Annotated in this window: 16 protein-coding genes and 1 riboswitch; of the genes, 11 read left to right on the plus strand and 5 right to left on the minus strand. The window is 70.3% G+C overall.

The window, feature by feature from the left end:
* Positions 1–34: 34 nt before the first annotated feature.
* Positions 35–1,201: a citrate synthase/methylcitrate synthase gene (locus OG975_RS35165; protein ID WP_406333345.1), complete on the plus strand. Its 1,167-nt coding sequence runs from the start codon at positions 35–37 to the stop codon at positions 1,199–1,201.
* Between the two features lie 250 nt (positions 1,202–1,451).
* On the opposite strand, the gene OG975_RS35170 is transcribed toward OG975_RS35165, so the two are convergent.
* Both OG975_RS35170 and OG975_RS35175 read right to left on the minus strand, forming a co-directional pair.
* On the minus strand, positions 1,452–1,688 hold the full coding sequence (locus OG975_RS35170; RefSeq protein WP_406333346.1) for a hypothetical protein: 237 nt from the start codon (positions 1,686–1,688) through the stop codon (positions 1,452–1,454).
* A gap of 138 nt (positions 1,689–1,826) precedes the next feature.
* Positions 1,827–2,369, minus strand: a complete 543-nt coding sequence (locus OG975_RS35175; protein WP_406333347.1) for a DUF6082 family protein — start codon at positions 2,367–2,369, stop codon at positions 1,827–1,829.
* A gap of 352 nt (positions 2,370–2,721) precedes the next feature.
* Here OG975_RS35175 and OG975_RS35180 point away from each other — a divergent pair, with 352 nt between their 5' ends.
* Complete coding sequence (locus OG975_RS35180) at positions 2,722–3,801, plus strand: CobW family GTP-binding protein (RefSeq protein ID WP_406333348.1); 1,080 nt, start codon at positions 2,722–2,724, stop codon at positions 3,799–3,801.
* A 25-nt stretch (positions 3,802–3,826) separates the two neighbouring features.
* Here the strand turns inward: OG975_RS35180 and OG975_RS35185 are convergent, their stop codons facing one another.
* The gene (locus OG975_RS35185) at positions 3,827–6,286 is read right to left on the minus strand and encodes a DNA topoisomerase (ATP-hydrolyzing) subunit A (RefSeq protein ID WP_406333349.1); all 2,460 of its coding nucleotides are present in this window, start codon (positions 6,284–6,286) and stop codon (positions 3,827–3,829) included.
* Between the two features lie 264 nt (positions 6,287–6,550).
* Here OG975_RS35185 and OG975_RS35190 point away from each other — a divergent pair, with 264 nt between their 5' ends.
* The 4 genes from OG975_RS35190 (at position 6,551) to OG975_RS35205 (ending at position 11,379) form a co-directional block, all read left to right on the plus strand.
* Positions 6,551–7,915 carry a M16 family metallopeptidase gene (locus OG975_RS35190; protein WP_406336618.1) on the plus strand — a complete coding sequence of 455 codons (1,365 nt, stop codon included), beginning with the start codon at positions 6,551–6,553 and terminating at the stop codon, positions 7,913–7,915.
* The gene (locus OG975_RS35195) at positions 7,912–9,300 is read left to right on the plus strand and encodes a M16 family metallopeptidase (protein ID WP_406333350.1); all 1,389 of its coding nucleotides are present in this window, start codon (positions 7,912–7,914) and stop codon (positions 9,298–9,300) included. The genes OG975_RS35190 and OG975_RS35195 overlap by 4 nt, the downstream gene beginning before the upstream one ends.
* Before the next feature lie 225 nt (positions 9,301–9,525).
* A riboswitch (cyclic di-AMP (ydaO/yuaA leader) is annotated at positions 9,526–9,686 on the plus strand.
* Between the two features lie 12 nt (positions 9,687–9,698).
* Positions 9,699–10,463, plus strand: coding sequence for a M23 family metallopeptidase (locus tag OG975_RS35200; protein ID WP_406333351.1), 765 nt, complete (start codon positions 9,699–9,701; stop codon positions 10,461–10,463).
* A 220-nt stretch (positions 10,464–10,683) separates the two neighbouring features.
* A complete protein-coding gene (locus tag OG975_RS35205) occupies positions 10,684–11,379 on the plus strand; it encodes a GntR family transcriptional regulator (RefSeq protein WP_406333352.1) in 696 nt (231 codons plus the stop codon).
* A gap of 217 nt (positions 11,380–11,596) precedes the next feature.
* On the opposite strand, the gene OG975_RS35210 is transcribed toward OG975_RS35205, so the two are convergent.
* Entirely contained in the window at positions 11,597–11,878 is a 282-nt protein-coding gene (locus OG975_RS35210) for an HPr family phosphocarrier protein (RefSeq protein WP_330307773.1), read from the minus strand.
* A 175-nt stretch (positions 11,879–12,053) separates the two neighbouring features.
* On the opposite strand from OG975_RS35210, the gene OG975_RS35215 reads away from it, so the two are divergent.
* The 4 genes from OG975_RS35215 (at position 12,054) to OG975_RS35230 (ending at position 17,604) form a co-directional block, all read left to right on the plus strand.
* Positions 12,054–14,951, plus strand: coding sequence for a GNAT family N-acetyltransferase (locus OG975_RS35215; protein WP_406333354.1), 2,898 nt, complete (start codon positions 12,054–12,056; stop codon positions 14,949–14,951).
* A gap of 150 nt (positions 14,952–15,101) precedes the next feature.
* Positions 15,102–15,689 (plus strand): DUF5998 family protein, encoded by a 588-nt coding sequence (locus OG975_RS35220; protein WP_192582336.1) that lies wholly within the window; start codon positions 15,102–15,104, stop codon positions 15,687–15,689.
* Positions 15,689–16,876, plus strand: coding sequence for an alkaline phosphatase family protein (locus OG975_RS35225; protein ID WP_406333355.1), 1,188 nt, complete (start codon positions 15,689–15,691; stop codon positions 16,874–16,876). The genes OG975_RS35220 and OG975_RS35225 overlap by 1 nt, the downstream gene beginning before the upstream one ends.
* A gap of 80 nt (positions 16,877–16,956) precedes the next feature.
* Positions 16,957–17,604: a thymidine kinase gene (locus OG975_RS35230; RefSeq protein WP_406333356.1), complete on the plus strand. Its 648-nt coding sequence runs from the start codon at positions 16,957–16,959 to the stop codon at positions 17,602–17,604.
* Between the two features lie 7 nt (positions 17,605–17,611).
* Here the strand turns inward: OG975_RS35230 and OG975_RS35235 are convergent, their stop codons facing one another.
* Positions 17,612–18,415, minus strand: a complete 804-nt coding sequence (locus tag OG975_RS35235; RefSeq protein WP_406333358.1) for a VOC family protein — start codon at positions 18,413–18,415, stop codon at positions 17,612–17,614.
* A gap of 330 nt (positions 18,416–18,745) precedes the next feature.
* Between OG975_RS35235 and OG975_RS35240 the strand changes: the two genes are divergently transcribed.
* Positions 18,746–19,573 (plus strand): sulfurtransferase, encoded by an 828-nt coding sequence (locus tag OG975_RS35240; RefSeq protein WP_406333359.1) that lies wholly within the window; start codon positions 18,746–18,748, stop codon positions 19,571–19,573.
* The last annotated feature ends 82 nt before the right edge of the window (positions 19,574–19,655 follow it).

Below are 19,655 nucleotides of genomic sequence, written 5' to 3' on the forward strand. Positions count from 1 at the left end.
GCATGGACAGTCGAATCAAGTCCAGGGAGGAAACATGCCGATCAACCGAGCCGCGTCCACCTCTGTCGACGTACCGCGAGGACTCGCGGGCGTCGTCGTCACCGACACCGAACTGGGTGACGTCAGGGGGCTGGAGGGCTTCTACCACTACCGCCAGTACTCGGCCGTCGAACTCGCGCAGACCCGCGGCTTCGAGGACGTCTGGCATCTGCTGGCCCACGGCGAACTGCCCGACGCGGCACAGCTCGCCGCCTTCACCGCACGGACCGCTCGGCTGCGCCGGCTGCCGGACGAGGTGCGCGCCGCGCTGCCCGCGATCGCCGCGGCGACGGGAATGTCGGGACCGCTCGCCGGTCTGCGCACCGCGTTGTCGCTGTTCGGCGCCTCGTTGGGGTTCCGGCCCGTGTACGACATCGATGCCGACCGGCGCCGAGCGGACACCCTCGCGGCGTCCGCGGCCGTACCGACGCTGCTCACCGCGCTGTATCGGCTCGGGCAGGGGCTGGAGCCTGTGGAGCCGAGGGAGGACCTCGCGTACGCCGCCAACTACCTGTACATGTTGACGGGGTCGGAGCCGGATGCCGCATGTGCCCGTGCGGTCGAGCAGTACTTGATTTCCACCATTGATCACGGATTCAATGCATCAACGTTCACAGCCCGGGTGATCGCATCGACGGGCGCGGACGTCGCGGCGTGCCTCGTGGGCGCGGTCGGCGCCCTTTCAGGGCCTCTCCATGGTGGCGCCCCCAGTCGCGCCCTGGACACCCTCGACGCGATCGGCACCCCCGACCGCATCGACCCGTGGATCCGCGATCGCGTCCTCGCGGGCGAGCGCATCATGGGCTTCGGGCACCCCGTCTACCGTACGGAGGACCCGCGTTCGCGCATGCTCCGCGGCATCGCGCAACGGTTCGGCGGCCCGTTGGTCGACTTCGCCGTCCAGGTCGAACGCCAGGTGGAAGCGATACTGGCCGAGCTCAAGCCCGGCCGTGAACTCCACACCAACGTCGAGTTCTACGCCGGCGTCGTCATGGAACTCTGCGGCCTGCCCCGCGAGATGTTCACCCCCACCTTCGCGGCGGCCCGTGTGGTCGGATGGAGTGCCAACATCCTGGAACAGGCGCAGGACCCGAAGATCATTCGGCCGGCGGCGCGGTATGTGGGGCCGGCGGCGCCGGTGGCGGTGCCGCAAGCGGCCTGAGGGGTGCCGGACACGCATGAGGTCCGGCACCGATCGGTGCCGGACCTCACGAAGCTGTCGTCGAGCGCCGCTGGGCGGGTGGGCGCCGGGCTGCTCGGTCTGTCCCTGGGCGGAGGGGTTGGTGCGCGGGACGCGAACGGTGCGTGGAGGTGCGGGCGGGGAGAGCGTGTCTTCTGGAGGTGAGCCTCAACGGGGTGACCGGGGGGACCTCAACAGTTGACGAGTCTGTCCATGCGGAGCCCTGCGGCCTTCACGCGTCGGGGATGTCGGCTTTCGCGCGCACGAGCGTCTCCCGGCTGACGATCACGATCCGCTCGTAGTCCGCTCGCGCGGCATCGGCGGGAAGCTCACCATCGAGTGCCGCAGTGGCTTCGGTCCCGATGACGGCGAAGTTGCCGTCACTGAGCTCGAAGATATCGGGGCAGGTCTCGCCGGACAGGCTGCCTCGTTCGCGGGGGGACGCACCGATGCGGCGCACGATCTTCAAGGTTCTGGTCCTCGCCTCTAGACGTGAAGGACCCCGGTCCTCGCACTGCTGGGCAGTCGAAGGCCGGGGGCCAGGTTAACCCGATACGGGCGGGGCCAGGGTAAACCTTTGATTGTTTCCGTTGTGGGAAGACTGGCGTTACTCCTCGGGCGGTTCGCCTACGACCCACCACCGTTCGGTGTCTGCCTCATCCAGATCGTGGATGAGCGCATCCACCATCTGACCTACTCGGGCTTCCTCCGAAGCGTCCTTGAGGCTCGCGCGATGGCGGCGCGTCGCGTCCCAGTAGTCTCGAAAGATCGCGCTCTGGCAGATCACTCGAAGATGCCCATGCAGCTCTTCCCAGTTGACGACCCCCACCCGGTAGGCGAGCAGGGCGTTGGTGTACATCGCGTTGGCGAAGAGATACTGACGCCGCTTGGTCGGGTCCACCTCGTCGATGGTGCTCAGGACCTCGGCGAGATCCGGATCGTCCAGAGCCTTGTCGAGCAGATACGCCTGAAGGCGTTGTTGCTCCGCAAGCCTCGCGTCCCGATCGGCGTTCCGTTCTACCTGCGCGACCCGCAGGCGAAGTGCCTCGAACCGTCGCTGTTGAGCGGCCAGGACCACGAGGATCCCGACCGCGAGCCCTGCCGTTGCGGCAGAACTCAACCCCCGTATCCCAAAGTTCTGTGTGACCATGTCAACCCCCGAATCAGGCGACCGTCCGCCGGTCGTCGGGTGCGGGGCGACAGGGAGCGGACCGGCGAGCGGTGGGCGGCGCGCTTGCCGTCTCCCAGTTTTGCCGAGCGGCTCTGATCGGCAGGGAGGCGGAGAGGAGGCGCACGGAGGGAAGTGCGGGTCGCGTTTCCCGGCGCCATGTCCAACGTGTGCCCCGCGAGCGCCGCTAACAATCGTTCACTTCGGGGCGATTCCTCCCGCTCGTATGCTGGGTCGGCATTCTTTCCTCGTACGAGTGCCGGTGCGTGCGCCGTCCTCGTACAGGAGCCGGTCCGCGAGCCGGTGTACGCATCGGTGTGAAAGAGGTCGCCCGTTGAGCCAGCCCAGTCCGCAGCAGATCCAGATCGGGCCGATCCAGGTCGGGCAGATCCCCGTTGTCGTCCTCGCCGGGTTCCTCGGGTCGGGGAAGACCACACTGCTCAATCACCTGCTGCACCACAGCGGCGGCAGTCGGATCGGAGCCGTCGTCAACGACTTCGGCGCGATCGAGATCGATGCCATGGCGGTGGCCGGGGCGCTGGGGGATTCCACCGTTTCCCTGGGGAACGGGTGTCTGTGCTGTGCGGTCGACGCCAGTGAGCTCGATGAGTATCTGGAGCGGCTTGCCCGGCCCTCGGCAGGTATCGACGTCATCGTCATCGAGGCGAGCGGGCTCGCCGAGCCCCAGGAGCTCGTGCGGATGGTCCTCGCGAGTGAGCATCCGCGGATCGTGTACGGCGGGCTCGTCGAGGTCGTCGACGCCGTCGAGTTCGACGCAACGCGCGTGAAGCATCCCGAGATCGAGCGGCATCTCGCACTCGCCGACCTTGTCGTGGTCAACAAGGTCGACAGGGCGGCGGACGGTGAGCGGGTGCTCCGCGCCGTGCGAGAGCTCGCCGACCGTGCCGCTGTCGTGCCCGCCACCTATGGCCGCATCGATCCCGAGTTCCTCTTCGACTGCCGGCCGAGCGAGGAGCGCATCGGGCAGCTGTCCTTCGACGATCTCCACCGGCACGACGATGGCGATCAGCAGAGCCATGACGAGCACCTGCACTCCGCCTACGAATCCCTCTCCTTCAGCTCCGAAGTGCCCCTCGACCCCCGGCGGTTGATGGACTTCCTCGACAGCAGGCCCGAGGGGCTCTACCGCATCAAGGGGTACGTCGATTTCGGCGTCCAGGACAGCGTCAACCGGTATGCCGTGCATGCCGTCGGGCGGTTCCTGCGCTTCTATCCGGAGCCCTGGGCCCGTGCCGAGGCGCGGCTCACCCAGCTCGTCCTGATCGGCTCCGGCATCGACCTGGCCGCTCTGACCAAGGAGCTGGAGGCGTGCAAAGAGGACGCCCCACACGCCGACGAGCACAGCATGTGGGGCGTCCTGCGCTACGTACAGGAGCCGAGCCCGGAGGGCTGACCCGAGTCCGCGGGCCGGCCAGGGGTTACACCGGGCCCGCCACCACCGCCACCGTCTTCGCCAGCGACACGCCCGAGCCGTCCCGGCGCGGGTCCATCTCCGGCAGCTCGGCGGGCGTGCCGTTCCGCTGCGCGGCCCGCGCCGGTGCCGGGCCGGCCCAGCCCAGCGACAGGCAGTCCTCGCCCTTCAGGAACCGCTGGCAGCGCACGCCGCCCGTGGCGCGGCCCTTGCGCGGGTACTGGTCGAACGGGGTGAGCTTGGCCGTGGTCTGGACGGAGTCGTCCAGCGTGCCGCGCGAGCCCGCCACCGTGAACACCACCGCGTCCACCGCCGGGTCGACCGCCGTGAAGGAGATCACCTTCGCGCCGTCGGTGAGCTTGATGCCCGCCATGCCGCCCGCCGCGCGGCCCTGCGGGCGGACCTGTGAGGCCTGGTAGCGCAGCAACTGGGCATCGTCCGTGATGAAGACCAGGTCCTCCTCGCCGGTGCGCAGCTCGACCGCGCCGACGATCTTGTCGCCGTCCTTGAGGGTGATGACCTCCAACTCCTCCTTGTTCGAGGGGTAGTCGGGCACCACACGCTTGACGACACCCTGCTCGGTGCCGATCGCCAGGCCGGGCGACGACTCGTCGAGCGTCGTCAGACAGACCACCGACTCGTCCGCCTCCAGGGAGGACAGGAACTCCGAAATCGGCGCGCCCCCTGAGAGGTTGGGCGCCGATGCCGTCTCCGGCAGCTGCGGCAGGTCGATCACGTTCAGGCGGAGCAGGCGACCGGAGGATGTGACCGCGCCGACCTCGCCGCGGGCCGTCGCGGGCACCGCGGAGACGATCAGGTCGTGCTTGGTGCGCTTGGCGTCCTCGACTTCCCCGAAGGGGTCGCCGTTGGCCGTACGGGCGAGGAGGCCCGTCGAGGACAGCAGCACCCGGCACGGGTCGTCCGCCACCTGGAGCGGGACCGCCGAGGCGACGGTGCCCGCGGACTCCAGGAGAACCGTGCGCCGGTCGGTGCCGAACTTCTTGGCCACGGCGGCCAGTTCGCCGGAGACCAGCTTGCGCAGCTCGGAGTCCGAATCCAGGATGCCGGTCAGCTCGTCGATCTCGCCGTTGAGCCGGTCGCGCTCCGACTCCAGCTCGATGCGGTCGAACTTGGTCAGGCGGCGCAGCGGCGTGTCCAGGATGTACTGCGTCTGGATCTCGGAGAGCGAGAAGTGCTCGATCAGGCGCTCCTTGGCCTGCGCCGAGTTCTCGCTGGAACGGATGAGGCGGATGACCTCGTCGATGTCCAGAAGGGCGACGAGGAGGCCCTCGACCAGGTGCAGCCGGTCGCGCTTCTTGCTGCGGCGGAACTCGCTGCGGCGGCGCACGACGTCGAAGCGGTGGTCGAGGTAGACCTCCAGGAGCTCCTTGAGGCCCAGCGTCAGCGGCTGGCCGTCCACCAGGGCCACGTTGTTGATGCCGAAGGACTCCTCCATCGGCGTCAGCTTGTAGAGCTGCTCCAGGACCGCTTCCGGCACGAAGCCGTTCTTGATCTCGATGACCAGACGCAGCCCGTGCGCACGGTCTGTGAGGTCCTTCACATCGGCGATGCCCTGCAGCTTCTTGGCGCCGACCAGGTCCTTGATCTTGGCGATCACCTTCTCCGGGCCGACGGTGAAGGGCAGTTCGGTGACGACCAGACCTTTGCGGCGCGCCGTCACGTCCTCCACGGACACCGTGGCGCGGATCTTGAAGGTGCCGCGGCCCGACTCGTACGCGTCCCTGATCCCGGTGAGGCCGACGATCCGGCCGCCGGTGGGGAGGTCGGGGCCCGGGACGAACTTCATCAGCGTCTCGAGGTCGGCGCCCGGGTACCGGATGAGGTGGCGGGCGGCGGCGATGACCTCGCCGAGGTTGTGCGGCGGCATGTTCGTCGCCATACCGACGGCGATGCCGGACGAACCGTTGACCAGCAGGTTCGGGTACGCCGCCGGGAGGACGTCCGGTTCCTGCTCCTGGCCGTCGTAGTTCGGCGTGAAATTGACCGTGTCCTCGTCGATGGACTCGGTCATCAGTGACGTCGCGTCGGCCATCCGGCACTCGGTGTAACGCATGGCGGCCGGCGGGTCGTCGTTGCCGAGCGACCCGAAGTTGCCGTGGCCGTCGACCAGCGGCAGGCGCATGGAGAAGGGCTGCGCCAGGCGGACCAGCGCGTCGTAGATCGACGCGTCGCCGTGCGGGTGGAGCTTACCCATGACCTCGCCGACGACGCGGGCGCACTTCACATAGCCGCGGTCGGGGCGCAGGCCCATCTCGTTCATCTGGTAGACGATGCGGCGGTGCACGGGCTTGAGGCCGTCGCGCGCGTCCGGCAGGGCTCGCGAGTAGATGACCGAGTACGCGTACTCGAGGAAGGAGCCCTGCATTTCGTCCACGACGTCGATGTCGAGGATCTTCTCCTCGTACGAGTCGTCGGGCGGCGGGGTCTTCGTGCTGCGGCGGGCCATCGCTGCTGCGGCTCCTTCACAGTCTCTGCCGGGGCATGAACGGGTTCTGACGCGGACCATTGTGGACCGCCCCACTGACAACGCCGACCGCGACCCGTCCGTAGCGGCCCTCGGAGGGTCTGCCGGGACGCGGCTGTGACGTACGCGAGTCTCGCTCTCGGCGTACGAGGTGCGGGAACTTCGCCACCTGTCGGCGCGCTTGCATACAGTGGCAGGACCGACAGGAACTACGCAGTTTCCGCGATCGAAGGGACGTACATGCCCATGGGTCACACGGCCACAGCTGAGGCAGGCTCCGGCGGCCTGACAGCGACCGAGCACCGCCTGGCCAACGGCCTGCGCGTGGTGCTCTCCGAGGACCATCTGACCCCGGTCGCGGCGGTGTGCCTCTGGTACGACGTCGGCTCGCGCCACGAGGTCAAGGGCCGTACAGGACTTGCTCACCTCTTCGAGCACCTGATGTTCCAGGGCTCCAAGCAGGTCCACGGCAACGGCCACTTCGAACTCGTCCAGGGCGCGGGCGGTTCGCTCAACGGCACGACGAGCTTCGAGCGGACCAACTACTTCGAGACCATGCCCACCCACCAGCTGGAGCTCGCGCTCTGGCTGGAGGCCGACCGCATGGGTTCGCTGCTCGCCGCGCTCGACGACGAGTCCATGGAGAACCAGCGGGACGTCGTCAAGAACGAACGCCGACAGCGCTACGACAACGTGCCCTACGGAACCGCGTTCGAGAAGCTGACCGCGCTCGCGTACCCCGAGGGCCACCCCTACCACCACACCCCGATCGGGTCGATGGCGGACCTGGACGCGGCCACCCTGGAGGACGCCCGCGCGTTCTTCCGCACCTACTACGCGCCCAACAACGCGGTGCTGTCGGTCGTCGGCGACATCGACCCGGAGCAGACGCTCGCCTGGGTCGAGAAGTACTTCGGCTCCATCCCCGGGCACGACGGCAAGCCCGCCCCGCGTGACGGCTCGCTGCCCGACATCATGGGCGAGCAGCTGCGCGAGGTCGTCGAGGAAGAGGTCCCGGCGCGTGCCCTGATGGCCGCCTACCGGCTCCCGGAGGACGGCACGCGCGCGTCCGACGCGGCCGACGTGGCGCTCACCGTCCTCGGCGGCGGCGAGTCCTCCCGGCTCTACAACCGGCTCGTACGCCGCGACCGCACCGCCGTCGCGGCCGGGTTCGGCCTGCTGCGCCTGGCCGGAGCGCCCTCCCTGGGGTGGCTGGATGTGAAGACGTCCGGCGATGTCGAGGTCCCGGTCATCGAGGCCGCCGTCGACGAGGAGCTCGCCCGGTTCGCCGAGGAGGGCCCCACGTCCGAGGAAATGGAGCGCGCCCAGGCCCAGTTGGAGCGCGAGTGGCTGGACCGGCTCGGCACGGTCGCTGGCCGCGCCGATGAACTGTGCCGGTTCGCCGTCCTGTTCGGCGACCCGCAGCTCGCCCTGACCGCCGTGCGGCGCGTCCTCGACGTCACCGCCGAGGAGGTCCAGGAGGTCGCCAAGGCCCGCCTGCGCCCCGACAACCGCGCGGTGCTCGTCTACGAACCGACCGTCGCCGAGACCGCTGAAACCGCCGAAGACACCGACGCCGCTGAAGACACCGACGAGGAGGCGGCGAAGTGACCGAGCTCGCCACCATGGACTTCCACCCGCAGCCCCAGGCCGGCGAGGCCAGGCCGTGGGCCTTCCCGTCGCCCGAGCGCGGCACGCTCGACAACGGTCTGACCGTCCTGCGCTGCCACCGCCCCGGCCAGCAGGTCGTCGCCGTCGAGGTGATCCTCGCCGCGCCGCTGGAGGCCGAACCCGCGGGCCTCGACGGCATCGCCACGATCATGGCGCGCTCGTTCTCCGAGGGCACCGACAAGCACTCCGCCGAGGAATTCGCCGCCGAGCTGGAGCGCTGCGGCGCCACCCTCGACGCACACGCCGACCACCCCGGCGTACGCCTGTCCCTCGAAGTCCCCGTCTCGCGCCTCCCCAAGGCGCTCGGTCTGCTCGCCGACGCCCTGAGGGCACCGGCGTTCGCGGACAGCGAGGTGGAGCGACTGGTCCGCAACCGCCTGGACGAGATCCCGCACGAGGCGGCCAACCCGGCCCGCCGCGCCGCCAAGGAGCTCTCCAAGGAGCTGTTCCCGGCGACCGCGCGCATGTCGCGCCCGCGCCAGGGCACCGAGGAGACCGTCCAGAAGATCGACTCGGCGGCCGTACGGGCCTTCTACGAGAAGCACGTTCGCCCCGCGACGGGCACCGCGGTCATCGTCGGTGACCTCACCGGTGTCGACCTCGACGCGCTGCTCGCCGACACGCTCGGCTCCTGGACCGGCTCGTCCGCCGAGCCGCGTCCCGTGCCGCCGGTGAGCGCCGACGACACCGGCCGCGTGATCATCGTGGACCGGCCCGGCGCCGTCCAGACACAGCTGCTCATCGGCCGCGTCGGCGCCGACCGGCACGACCGCGTGTGGCCCGCCCAGGTGCTCGGCACGTACTGCCTCGGCGGCACCCTCACCTCGCGCCTGGACCGTGTCCTGCGCGAGGAAAAGGGATACACCTACGGTGTGCGGGCGTTCGGCCAGGTGCTGCGCGCCGCGCCGGACGGCACGGGCGTCGCGATGCTCGCCATCAGCGGCTCCGTGGACACCCCGAACACCGGTCCGGCGCTCGACGACCTGTGGAAGGTGCTGCGCACCCTCGCAGCCGGGGGCCTGACGGACGCCGAGCGCGATGTCGCCGTGCAGAACCTGGTGGGTGTGGCGCCCCTCAAGTTCGAGACCGCGGCGGCCGTCGCGAGCACGCTCGCCGACCAGGTCGAGCAGTACCTGCCGGACGACTACCAGGCGACGCTGTATCAGCAGCTCGCCGCGACCGGCACCGTGGAGGCCACCGCGGCCGCCGTGAACGCCTTCCCGGTGGACCGTCTGGTGACCATCCTCGTGGGCGACGCCGCGCAGATCGAGGAGCCCGTCAAAGCCCTCGGAATCGGTGAAGTGAGCGTCGTCCGGGCCGAGTAGAGCAGAGCGGAACAGAGCCACTCCCTGAGGACCCGGGTGACTGAAGAGTCACCTGGGTCTTCTTTTGTCCGGACTTCGTTCCCAAGATGTCCGTATTGGTAGGGAGGTTGCCTGTCTGCCCTGTGTCATGCGCTACAAAAGCCGTGATCCGTTTGTCGATTGAAAGATGTCCCGATTAGCGTCGGTGCGGCTGTTCGTCAGGCAGTGCGCCGCGCCCGCGGCACCGGACAGTCATCGCCGAGTCCCCGTACGGCGCGAGCCAGGGGAGCCGGGGACCCATACGTAGTCCCTGGGGTGAATCGGACGCCCTCCCAGGAGGGGGTCTGTAGGAGACCTTCCTGCTCCGAACCCGTCAGCTAACCCGGTAGGCGAGAAGGAAGGAAAGGATCAGCCCCTACATGGCGTTCACCTGTGGCACAGGGAAGCACCGTCGCCCGAGCCGCGTGCAGCGCACGACCACGAACGCCGTCGGCGTCGCGGCGCTCGCCACCACCGGTGTCATCGGAACCCTGGCCGCCCCCGCGCTCGCCGCGGAGTCCACCGTCGAGCAGACCGGGCTCACCCCCGTCATCACCATCGGCGACTCCCTCGCCGAGAAGATCGACGCCCAGGCCGCGGCCCAGCAGCACGCCGCCGACGAGGCCGCCGCGAAGAAGGCTGCCGAGCAGGCCGCCCGGAAGCAGGCCGCGGCGGAGGCGAAGAAGGAGCGCGAGGCCAAGGAGCGCGCCGCCCGTGCCGCCGAGCGCAAGCGCCTCAACACGTTCGTCGTGCCGATCACCGGCTCGTACATCTCCACCGGCTACAAGGCCGGCGGCAGCCTCTGGTCCTCCGGCAGCCACACCGGCGTCGACTTCCATGCCGCGTCCGGCACCTCGGTGCACTCCGTAGGCTCCGGCACGGTCGTCACCGCCGGCTGGGGCGGCGCCTACGGCAACCAGGTCGTCATCAAGATGCACGACGGCACGTACACCATGTACGGCCACCTGTCGTCCATCGGCGTCTCCGTGGGGCAGACGGTCACCCCGGGCCAGCAGATAGGCCTCTCCGGGGCCACCGGCAACACCACCGGGCCGCACCTCCACTTCGAGGCCCGTACGACCGCGGAGTACGGCTCGGACATCGACCCCGTCGCCTACCTTCGCTCGCATGGCGTGAACGTCTGACGTTCGACGGTATGAACGTCTGACGACCGCTTCACCAGATCTCCATCACTTCCGATGCCCCGGCCCGCCGAGCCGGGGCATCGTCGTTTCGCACGGCCGTCTGTCCAAAAAATATCCCTGGATTCCGGCCTGCCATCGGAAATTCCGGCTCCCTGCAATAGAGTCACTGAACAAGCGTCAATCGATGGCGTTTCGCGGGGATTAAAGCGGAGGTCCGGTCATGCGTATTCCGGCGCACTCGGTATGCACGGCGATCCGTGACGACATCGTCGCGGGTGTCTACGAGCGAGGGAGCCGGCTCACCGAGGAACTGCTCGCGCGTCGCTACGGCGTCTCGCGCGTCCCGGTGCGCGAGGCGCTGCGCACGCTGGAGGCCGAGGGCTTCGTCGTGACCCGGCGGCACGCGGGCGCGTGCGTCGCGGAGCCCACCGAGCTGGAGGCCTCCGACCTCCTCGAGATGCGCATGCTCCTTGAGCCGCTGGGTGCCGCGCGGGCCGCGCAGCGCCGTACCGAGGCCCACCTCAAGGTGCTCCGAGGCCTGGTCAGGCTGGGTCAGGAGCGGGCCAGAAGGGGCCACAGCGAGGATCTGCGCTCGCTGGGCGGCTGGTTCCACGAGACCCTCGCGCAGGCCTCCGGAAGCCCCGCGCTGACCTCCACGCTCAGCCAGCTGCGGCACAAGATCGCCTGGATGTACGCGGTGGAGGCACCGGCCAACCCCGCGGAGTCCTGGGCGGAGCACGGCGGCATCGTGGACGCGGTCGCGCGCGGCGACAGCGAGCGGGCCAGGGCGATCACGGCCCTGCACACCGAGCGCGCCTCGGCCGCGCACCGGCTCCGGTTTCCCGGCGGCGGAGATCGTCCGGAACGTGTGAGGACTTCGCAACATCCCGTAAACATGACGGGCCTGCGGCATTAACAAGGGCGCCGTATACAAAGAGGGATATTCAGCAGGGGTCTATTTCTGTTGCCCCTCTTTTCGCGTGCCGTGAATTCCGGTGCGCGCTATTTCCGTGTCTGTGGCGCGAGGTGTGCGGGCGGTGCGCGGAGAATTCCTGGACGGTGGACCGAAAAGCGGCGGAGCCGCGCCGCCCGGGATGGGGTGACGCGGCTCCGCCGCACAGTGCGTGTGATGCTCAGACGGTCTCGGGGAGCTCCTCGAGACCCTCGGCGACCAGCTTCGCCAGACGGTCGAGGGCGGCTTCCGCACCCTCGGCGTCGGAGGCGAGGACGATCTCCTCGCCACCCTGGGCGCCCAGTCCGAGGACCGCGAGCATGGAGGCCGCGTTGACGGGGTTGCCGTCGGCCTTGGCGATCGTCACGGGGATGCCGGAGGCCGTGGCGGCCCGGACGAAGATGGAGGCGGGACGGGCGTGGAGGCCCTCAGCCCAGCCGACGTTGACGCGGCGCTCAGCCATGTGATGCTGCCCTTCAGTGTTCAGGGTTGTCTAGACCAGTGTCCCATATCGTGAAGCATGCCCGGGCGGCACTTCGTCCCGCCCGGAGTGACGTCGGACCGCGGCCTCGGTCCGACTTCCGTCCTCCACAGACTGCCTCGCGCCGTTGTCGGACGCGAGCCGTACTCTGGGCCCCATGCAGACCTCGTCGGACCGGCACGAGTACCCCGCTCACTGGGAGGCCGACGTGGTGCTGCGCGACGGCGGCACCGCACGCATCAGGCCCATCACCGTTGATGACGCCGAGCGTCTGGTCAGCTTCTACGAGCAGGTGTCCGACGAGTCGAAGTACTACCGCTTCTTCGCGCCGTATCCGCGCCTGTCCGCCAAGGACGTCCACCGCTTCACGCACCACGACTTTGTGGACAGGGTGGGTCTCGCGGCCACAGTGGGCGGCGAGTTCATCGCCACCGTACGCTATGACCGGATTAATGCCGACGGCCTGCCCGCCTCCGCGCCCGCCGACGAGGCCGAGGTCGCCTTCCTCGTGCAGGACGCCCACCAGGGCCGCGGCGTCGCCTCGGCTCTCCTGGAACACATCGCGGCCGTGGCGCGCGAGCGTGACATCCGCCGCTTCGCCGCCGAGGTGCTGCCCGCCAACACCAAGATGATCAAGGTGTTCACGGACGCCGGGTACCAGCAGAAGCGGCACTTCGAGGACGGCGTCGTACGCCTGGAGTTCGACCTCGAACCCACCGACCGCTCGCTCGCCGTGCAGCGCGCGCGGGAGCAGCGTGCCGAGGCCCGGTCCGTGCAGCGGCTGCTCGCGCCGGGCTCGGTCGCCGTCATCGGCGCGGGCCGCACACCCGGCGGGGTCGGCCGCAGTGTCCTCACCAACCTCCGCGCTGCCGGATTCACCGGCCGTCTGTACGCGGTGAACAAGGCGGTCCAGGAGAAGGAACTCGACGGAGTCCCGGCCCACCGTTCCATCCGCGAGATCGACGAGCCCGTGGACCTCGCCGTCGTCGCCGTGCCCGCGCCGTACGTCCCCGAGGCCGTCGCCGAGTGCGGCGAGCACGGGGTACAGGGGCTCGTGGTCGTCTCCGCCGGGTACGCCGAGAGCGGCCCCGAGGGGCGCGAGCGCCAGCGCGAACTCGTCCGCCAGGCGCGTACGTACGGGATGCGCATCATCGGGCCGAACGCCTTCGGAGTCATCAATACGTCCCCCGGCGTGCGGCTCAACGCCTCGCTCGCCCCGGAGATGCCGCGCCCCGGACGGATAGGCCTGTTCGCCCAGTCCGGCGCGATCGGGATCGCCCTGCTGTCCCGGCTGCACCGGCGCGGTGGCGGTGTCACGGGCGTGACCGGTGTGTCCACCTTCGTCTCCTCCGGGAACCGGGCGGACGTGTCCGGCAACGACGTGCTCCAGTACTGGTACGACGACCCGGACACCGACGTCGTCCTGATGTACCTCGAATCCATCGGCAACCCGCGCAAGTTCACCCGCCTCGCACGGCGCACGGCCGCGGCCAAGCCGCTCGTCGTGGTCCAGGGGGCGCGCCATGGCGGGGCGGCTCCCCAGGGACATGCTGTTCGGGCCACGCGGCTGCCGCACGCCACCGTGTCGGCGCTGCTGCGGCAGGCCGGGGTGATCCGGGTCGACACGATCACCGAGCTCGTCGATGCGGGGCTTCTGCTGGCACGCCAGCCGCTCCCTCTTGGGCCCCGGGTGGCGATCCTGGGGAACTCGGAGTCGCTGGGGCTGCTGACGTACGACGCGTGTCTGGCCCAAGGCCTGCGGCCGCTGCCGCCGCTGGATCTGACGACGGCGGCGTCGGCGGAGGATTTTCGCGAGGCGCTGGCACGGGCGTTGGACGACAACGGGTGTGATGCCGTTGTCGTGACCGCCATACCGGCGGTGGGGGAGACGTCGGCTGCCGATGAAGCCCTGGCGCAGGCGCTCCGTTCCGCTGCCGCGGCGGCTCCGGCCAAGCCGGTGCTTGTGGTGCACGTCGAGCTGGGCGGGCTGGCGGAGGCGTTGTCGGCTGCTGCCAGTACCGCACCACAGGGAGCTGCATCGGCACGGTTGCCCACAGGGGCAGCGGGAGCGACACCCGGAGCGGTACCGGGGGCCGGAGCCGAACCGGGAACGGCACCTCCGCCCGCCGTAGGCGCCACCCCACGCGGCCCCGGCACGGTCCCGCCTGCCCCCGGCACGACCCCTCCCGACTCCCGTCTCATCCCCGCCTACCCCGCCGCCGAACGAGCCGTCCGCGCTCTGGCCGAAGCCGTCCGATACGCCCAGTGGCGGCGCGACGCCGCTGAGCCCGGCAAGGTGCCCGAGTTCGAGGACATCGACGAGAAGGGGGCCGCCGGGCAGATCGACGGGCTGCTCGCGCGGGGCGAGGGGCTGACCCTCGGCATGGAGGAGACCTGCGTGCTGCTCGGGCGGTACGGCATCGACGTACGCCGTGCCCTGCCCGCGCCCACGCCGGACGACGCCGTGGCGGCCGCGGGCGCCGTCGGCTACCCCGTGGCCCTCAAGACCACCGCCCCGCATCTCCGGCACCGCGCGGACCTGGGCGGCGTACGGCTGGATCTGGCCGACGAGGAGCAACTGCGGCGGGCCTACGCGGAGTTGACCGAGCTGTTCGGGAAGCCGGAGGAGCTGCGGCCCGTCGTGCAGGCGATGGCACCGCGCGGGGTCGACACGGTCGTACGGGCCGTCATCGACCCGGCGGCCGGAGCGGTGCTCTCGTTCGGGCTGGCCGGGGCCGCCTCCGAGCTGCTCGGGGACACCGCGCACCGGCTGATTCCGGTCACCGACCGGGACGCTACGTCGCTGGTCCGGTCGATCCGGACGGCGCCGCTCCTGTTCGGCTGGCGCGGCTCCGCTCCGGTCGACACCGCCGCCCTCGAAGAGCTGATGCTGCGCGTGTCCCGGCTGGTCGACGACCACCCGGAGGTCGTCGCGGTGTCTCTGGAGCCCGTGGTGGTCGCCCCGCACGGCCTGAGCGTGCTGGGCGCGACCGTACGGCTGGCACGCGCGCCCCTCCGTGACGACCTCGGCCCCCGGACCCTTCCCGTCATCTGAGTCGCACCTGATCCATCCGCGGATCCATCCGCGATCCATCTGCCGACCCCGCCGCGGATCTGTGCCGTCCCTGTGCCGTCTCTGTTCCGTCCACGACAGACAGCCGCGAGCGGTGCCTCGCAGTCAGCGGGCCCCCGTAGGATGGACATCATGGCCAAGACCAGTACGACGACCCAGGGGCTGCGAGCGGCGATCGAGCGCAGCGGCTACTACCCGGCCCTCGTGGCCGAGGCGGTGGAGGCCGCGATCGGCGGCGAGACCATCCGGTCGTACCTGGTCCACCAGGAGACCACGTTCGACGCGAACGAGGTGCGGCGGCACGTCACCGTGCTCGTCCTCACCGGCAACCGCTTCATCGTGAGCCACACCGACGAGCAGAACGCGGACACCACGTCCCCGACGCCGTACGCCACGACGTCCACCGAGTCGGTGAAGCTCGGCCGTATCTCGTCGGTCGTCGTCAGCCGTGTCGTCGCGAACCCCGAGTCGTACACGCCGGGCACACTGCCCCGCGAGGTCGTCCTGACCATCGGCTGGGGCGCCGTCTCCCGCATCGACCTGGAGCCCGCCGCCTGCGGCGACCCCAACTGCGAGGCGGACCACGGCTACACGGGCAACTCGACGGCGGACGACCTCAGCCTGCGTGTCAGCGAGGCCGGAGACGGCCCGGAGACGGTCCGCCAGGCCCTCGCCTTCGCGCAGTCCCTCTCCGAGGCGACCGCGGACGTCGCCCGCTGATGGCGCTGCCCACCTGGGACCACCCGGAACCGCTCGCCGTCGACTCGGCGCCCGTCCCCGAGTACGGCGCCGGATCGCTGGCCGACCTGCTGCCCACGCTCGCCGCGGGCATGGCCGTGCCCGGCATGACCGCCGCCATACCCGAGCTGACCGAGGCCGACCGTAACTGCGTCTTCCTGATAGACGGTCTCGGCTGGGAGCAGCTGAAGGCGCACCCTGACGAGGCCCCCTTCATGGCGTCGCTCCTGGCGTCCTCCCGAGGCGGCACGGGCCGTCCGATCACCGCGGGTTACCCCGCCACCACCGCGACCTCCCTCGCCTCGGTCGGCACGGGCCTGCCGCCCGGCGCGCACGGCCTGCCCGGCTACACCGCGCGCAACCCCCGGACCGGCGAGCTCATGAACCAGCTCCGCTGGAACCCGTGGACGGACCCGCGCGCCTGGCAGCCGTACCCCACGGTCTTCCAGCTCGCTCATGAAGCGGGCGTGCACACCGCCCAGGTCTCCTCCCCGACCTTCCAGAACACCCCGCTGACGAAGGTCGCCCTGAGCGGCGGAACGTTCCACGGCCGGCTGTCCGGCGAGGAGCGCATGGACCTCGCGGCCGAACAACTGGCCGCCGGGGACCGCTCGTTGGTCTACACGTACTACGCCGAGGTGGACGGCAAGGGCCACCGCTTCGGCGTCGACTCGGACCCCTGGCGCGGCCAGCTCATGTACGTCGACCGCCTGGTCCAGCGCCTCGCGGAGCAGCTGCCGCCGCGTACCGCCCTGTACGTCACCGCCGACCACGGCATGATCGACATCCCCTTCGACGAGCAGCATCGCATCGACTTCGACGAGGACTGGGAGCTGCGCGCCGGCGTCGCCCTGCTCGGCGGCGAGGGCCGTGCCCGGCACGTCTACGCGGTGCCGGGCGCCGAGGCGGACGTCCTGACCTGCTGGCGCGAGGTGCTCGGCGAGCAGTTCTGGGTGGCCTCGCGGGACGAGGCGATCGCGGCGGGCTGGTTCGGCCCCCAGGTCGACGAACGGGTGTACGCCCGGATCGGCGACGTCGTGGCGGCGGCTCGCGACGACGTCCTGATCATCGCGACGGAGCGGGAGCCCAAGGAGTCGGCGATGGTCGGCAACCACGGCTCGATGACCCCCGTCGAGCAGCTCGTGCCCCTCCTGCAAGTACGCTCCTGAAGTCCTTGCCCGCCTGAAGTCCTTGCCCTACTGAACTTCCGCCCTCCAGTCCTCCGTTGCCGAAAGGTGCTCAACTCCCCATGCCCGAGCTGGTGTTCTTCTCCGGAACGATGGACTGCGGGAAGTCGACGCTGGCTCTCCAGATCGAGCACAACCGCTCGGCCCGGGGCCTGCAGGGCATGATCTTCACGCGCGACGACCGCGCGGGCGAGGGCAAGCTCTCCTCGCGCCTGGGCCTGGTCACGGACGCGGTCGAGGTGGCGGACGACCAGGACCTGTACGGGTACCTCGTCGACCACCTCTCCCAGGGCGGCCGGGCGGACTACGTGATCGCGGACGAGGCCCAGTTCCTGGCCCCCGCGCAGATCGACCAACTGGCCCGCGTGGTGGACGACCTGGGCATCGACGTCTTCGCCTTCGGCATCACCACCGACTTCCGCTCCAAGCTCTTCCCCGGCTCCCAGCGCCTGGTGGAGCTGGCCGACCGGGTCGAGGTCCTCCAGGTCGAGGCCCTGTGCTGGTGCGGCGCCCGCGCCACCCACAACGCCCGCACGATAGGCGGCGATATGGTCGTCGAGGGCGCCCAGGTCGTCGTAGGCGACGTCAATCAGTCGGAGGACATCGGCTACGAGGTCCTGTGCCGCCGGCACCACCGCCGCCGGATGACGGCCGCGACGGCTCGCGCGGGCGCCCTGTCGCCGGACGTGCTGCCGATCGCCTCGGCCTGACGTCCGTTCACCGGGCCGAGTGGATCAGCGAGAACATCGCGCCCTCCGGATCCGCCACCGTCGCCACCCGCCCGTACGGCGAGTCGTGGGCGGCCTTGAGGAGGTGCCCGCCGAGCTCGGTGACCCGGTCGACGGCCTCGTCCACGTCCGCGGCCTCGAAGTACGTCATCCAGTGCGGGCCGCGGTCGCGGGGCAGACCGTGTCCGACGCCGTGGATGCCGGCCACCGGGCGACCCTCGACGTACAGGGTCACATAGTCGAAGTCGGCCGAGACGACCGGCTCCTGCTCGTAGCCGAAGACCCCCTGGTAGAACTTGACGACGCTCTCGGTGTCGCGGGTCACGAGCTCGTTCCAGGCGGGGGTGCCCGGCACGCCGGTGATCCCCGTGCCCGTGTGGGCCGCCGCCTGCCAGATGCCGAAGACGGCACCCGTCGGGTCCGACGCGATCGCCAGGCGCCCGGCCTCGGCGGCGTCGAGAGGACCGACGCCCACGGTGCCGCCGCTGTGCCGGACCGTCTCGGCGGTCAGATCCACGTCGTCCGAGGCGAGATACGGCGTCCATGCGACGGGCAGATGCCGGTCGGGCGGCAGCTGGCCGATCCCCGCCACCTCGTGGCCGTCCAGGAGGGCCCGCACATAGGGGCCGAGCTGCTGCGGTCCCGGCTGGAACTCCCAGTCGAACAGTGCTCCGTAGAACTCCTGAGTCGCGGCCATCCCGTGCACCATCAGACTCACCCAGCAGGGTGTGCCGGGCGCGTGCCGAGCGTGCGTTGTGCCGTTCAGGCCGGCCGACCCCCGTGCCTCGGTCATCGTCACTCTCTTCTCGGCCCCTCGCGGTGGCCGGTCACCTTCCGCCTACGAACACGCGTACCGCGGCCGCGGCCGCGTGCGTGCGCGCCCCGTGCCGATGTTCGCACCACCGGTCGCACCACGCGTCCCGACCGCGCCGCTCTTCGGCGGCTCACGAGCGGAGGATGCCCAATGTGCCGTTTCCCATCCGTTTCGGCGCGATTGCCACGTGGTGTCCATCGGCTGTACAGCATGTGCCCGATCCCGTACGCCTCGTGATCGGACCTGTCCGGCGGAGCACAGTAGCCGGACCTGGACGACGCGGCCACCCCATGCGCAAGGATGGTGGCCATGAACGCCATCATCTCCGCACCCGAACTCGCGAGCGACCTGGCGGGTCCGACCCCTCCGGTCCTCCTCGACGTCCGCTGGCAGCTGGGTGGCCCGAACCTGCGCGCCGAGTACGAGAAGGCGCACATTCCTGGGGCCGTTTTTGTCGATTTGGATTCCGAACTTGCTGGTCCGGCCGGTGCGAGGGGTCGGCATCCGCTGCCCGACCCGGAGCTCTTCGGTGCGGCGATGCGGGCCGCGGGCGTGTCGGCGGACCGCGATGTCGTTGTGTACGACGGCGGTCAGGGTTGGGCCGCCGCGCGCGCCTGGTGGCTGCTGGGCTATACGGGTCATCCGTCGGTACGCGTGCTTGACGGCGGGTTCGCCGTCTGGAGCGGGCCGGTGTCCTCGGAGGTCCCCACGCCCGCCCCCGGGAGCTTCGTGCCGGCGCCGGGTGCCCGGCCGCTGCTCGACGCGGACGGGGCGGCGGCGCTCGCCCGCACCGGGCTGCTGCTCGACGCCCGGGCCGGTGAGCGGTACCGGGGCGAGGTCGAGCCGATCGACCCGGTCGGCGGGCACATCCCCGGGGCGGTCTCCGCGCCGACCACGGAGAACGTCACCGACGACGGGCAGTTCCTGACCACCGGCGAACTGGCCGACCGCTTCAAGTCCCTCGGTGCGACCGGGACTTCCGAGGTCGGCGTCTACTGCGGTTCTGGTGTCTCCGGCGCTCACGAGGTGCTCGCCCTCGCCGTCGCCGGCATCCCCGCCGCTCTGTACGCGGGCTCCTGGTCGGAGTGGTCCCAGGACGGGAGCCGCCCGGTCGCGGTGGGGCCGGATCCGCAGTAACGGCGACTCGCCGAAGGCTCCGGCCATCGGTAACAGCGATGGGGCACGCACCGGCCTGGTGCGTGCCCCATCGTCGTACAAC

Source organism: Streptomyces sp. NBC_00203 (assembly GCF_045206325.1).
GTDB lineage: Bacteria > Actinomycetota > Actinomycetes > Streptomycetales > Streptomycetaceae > Streptomyces > Streptomyces lutosisoli.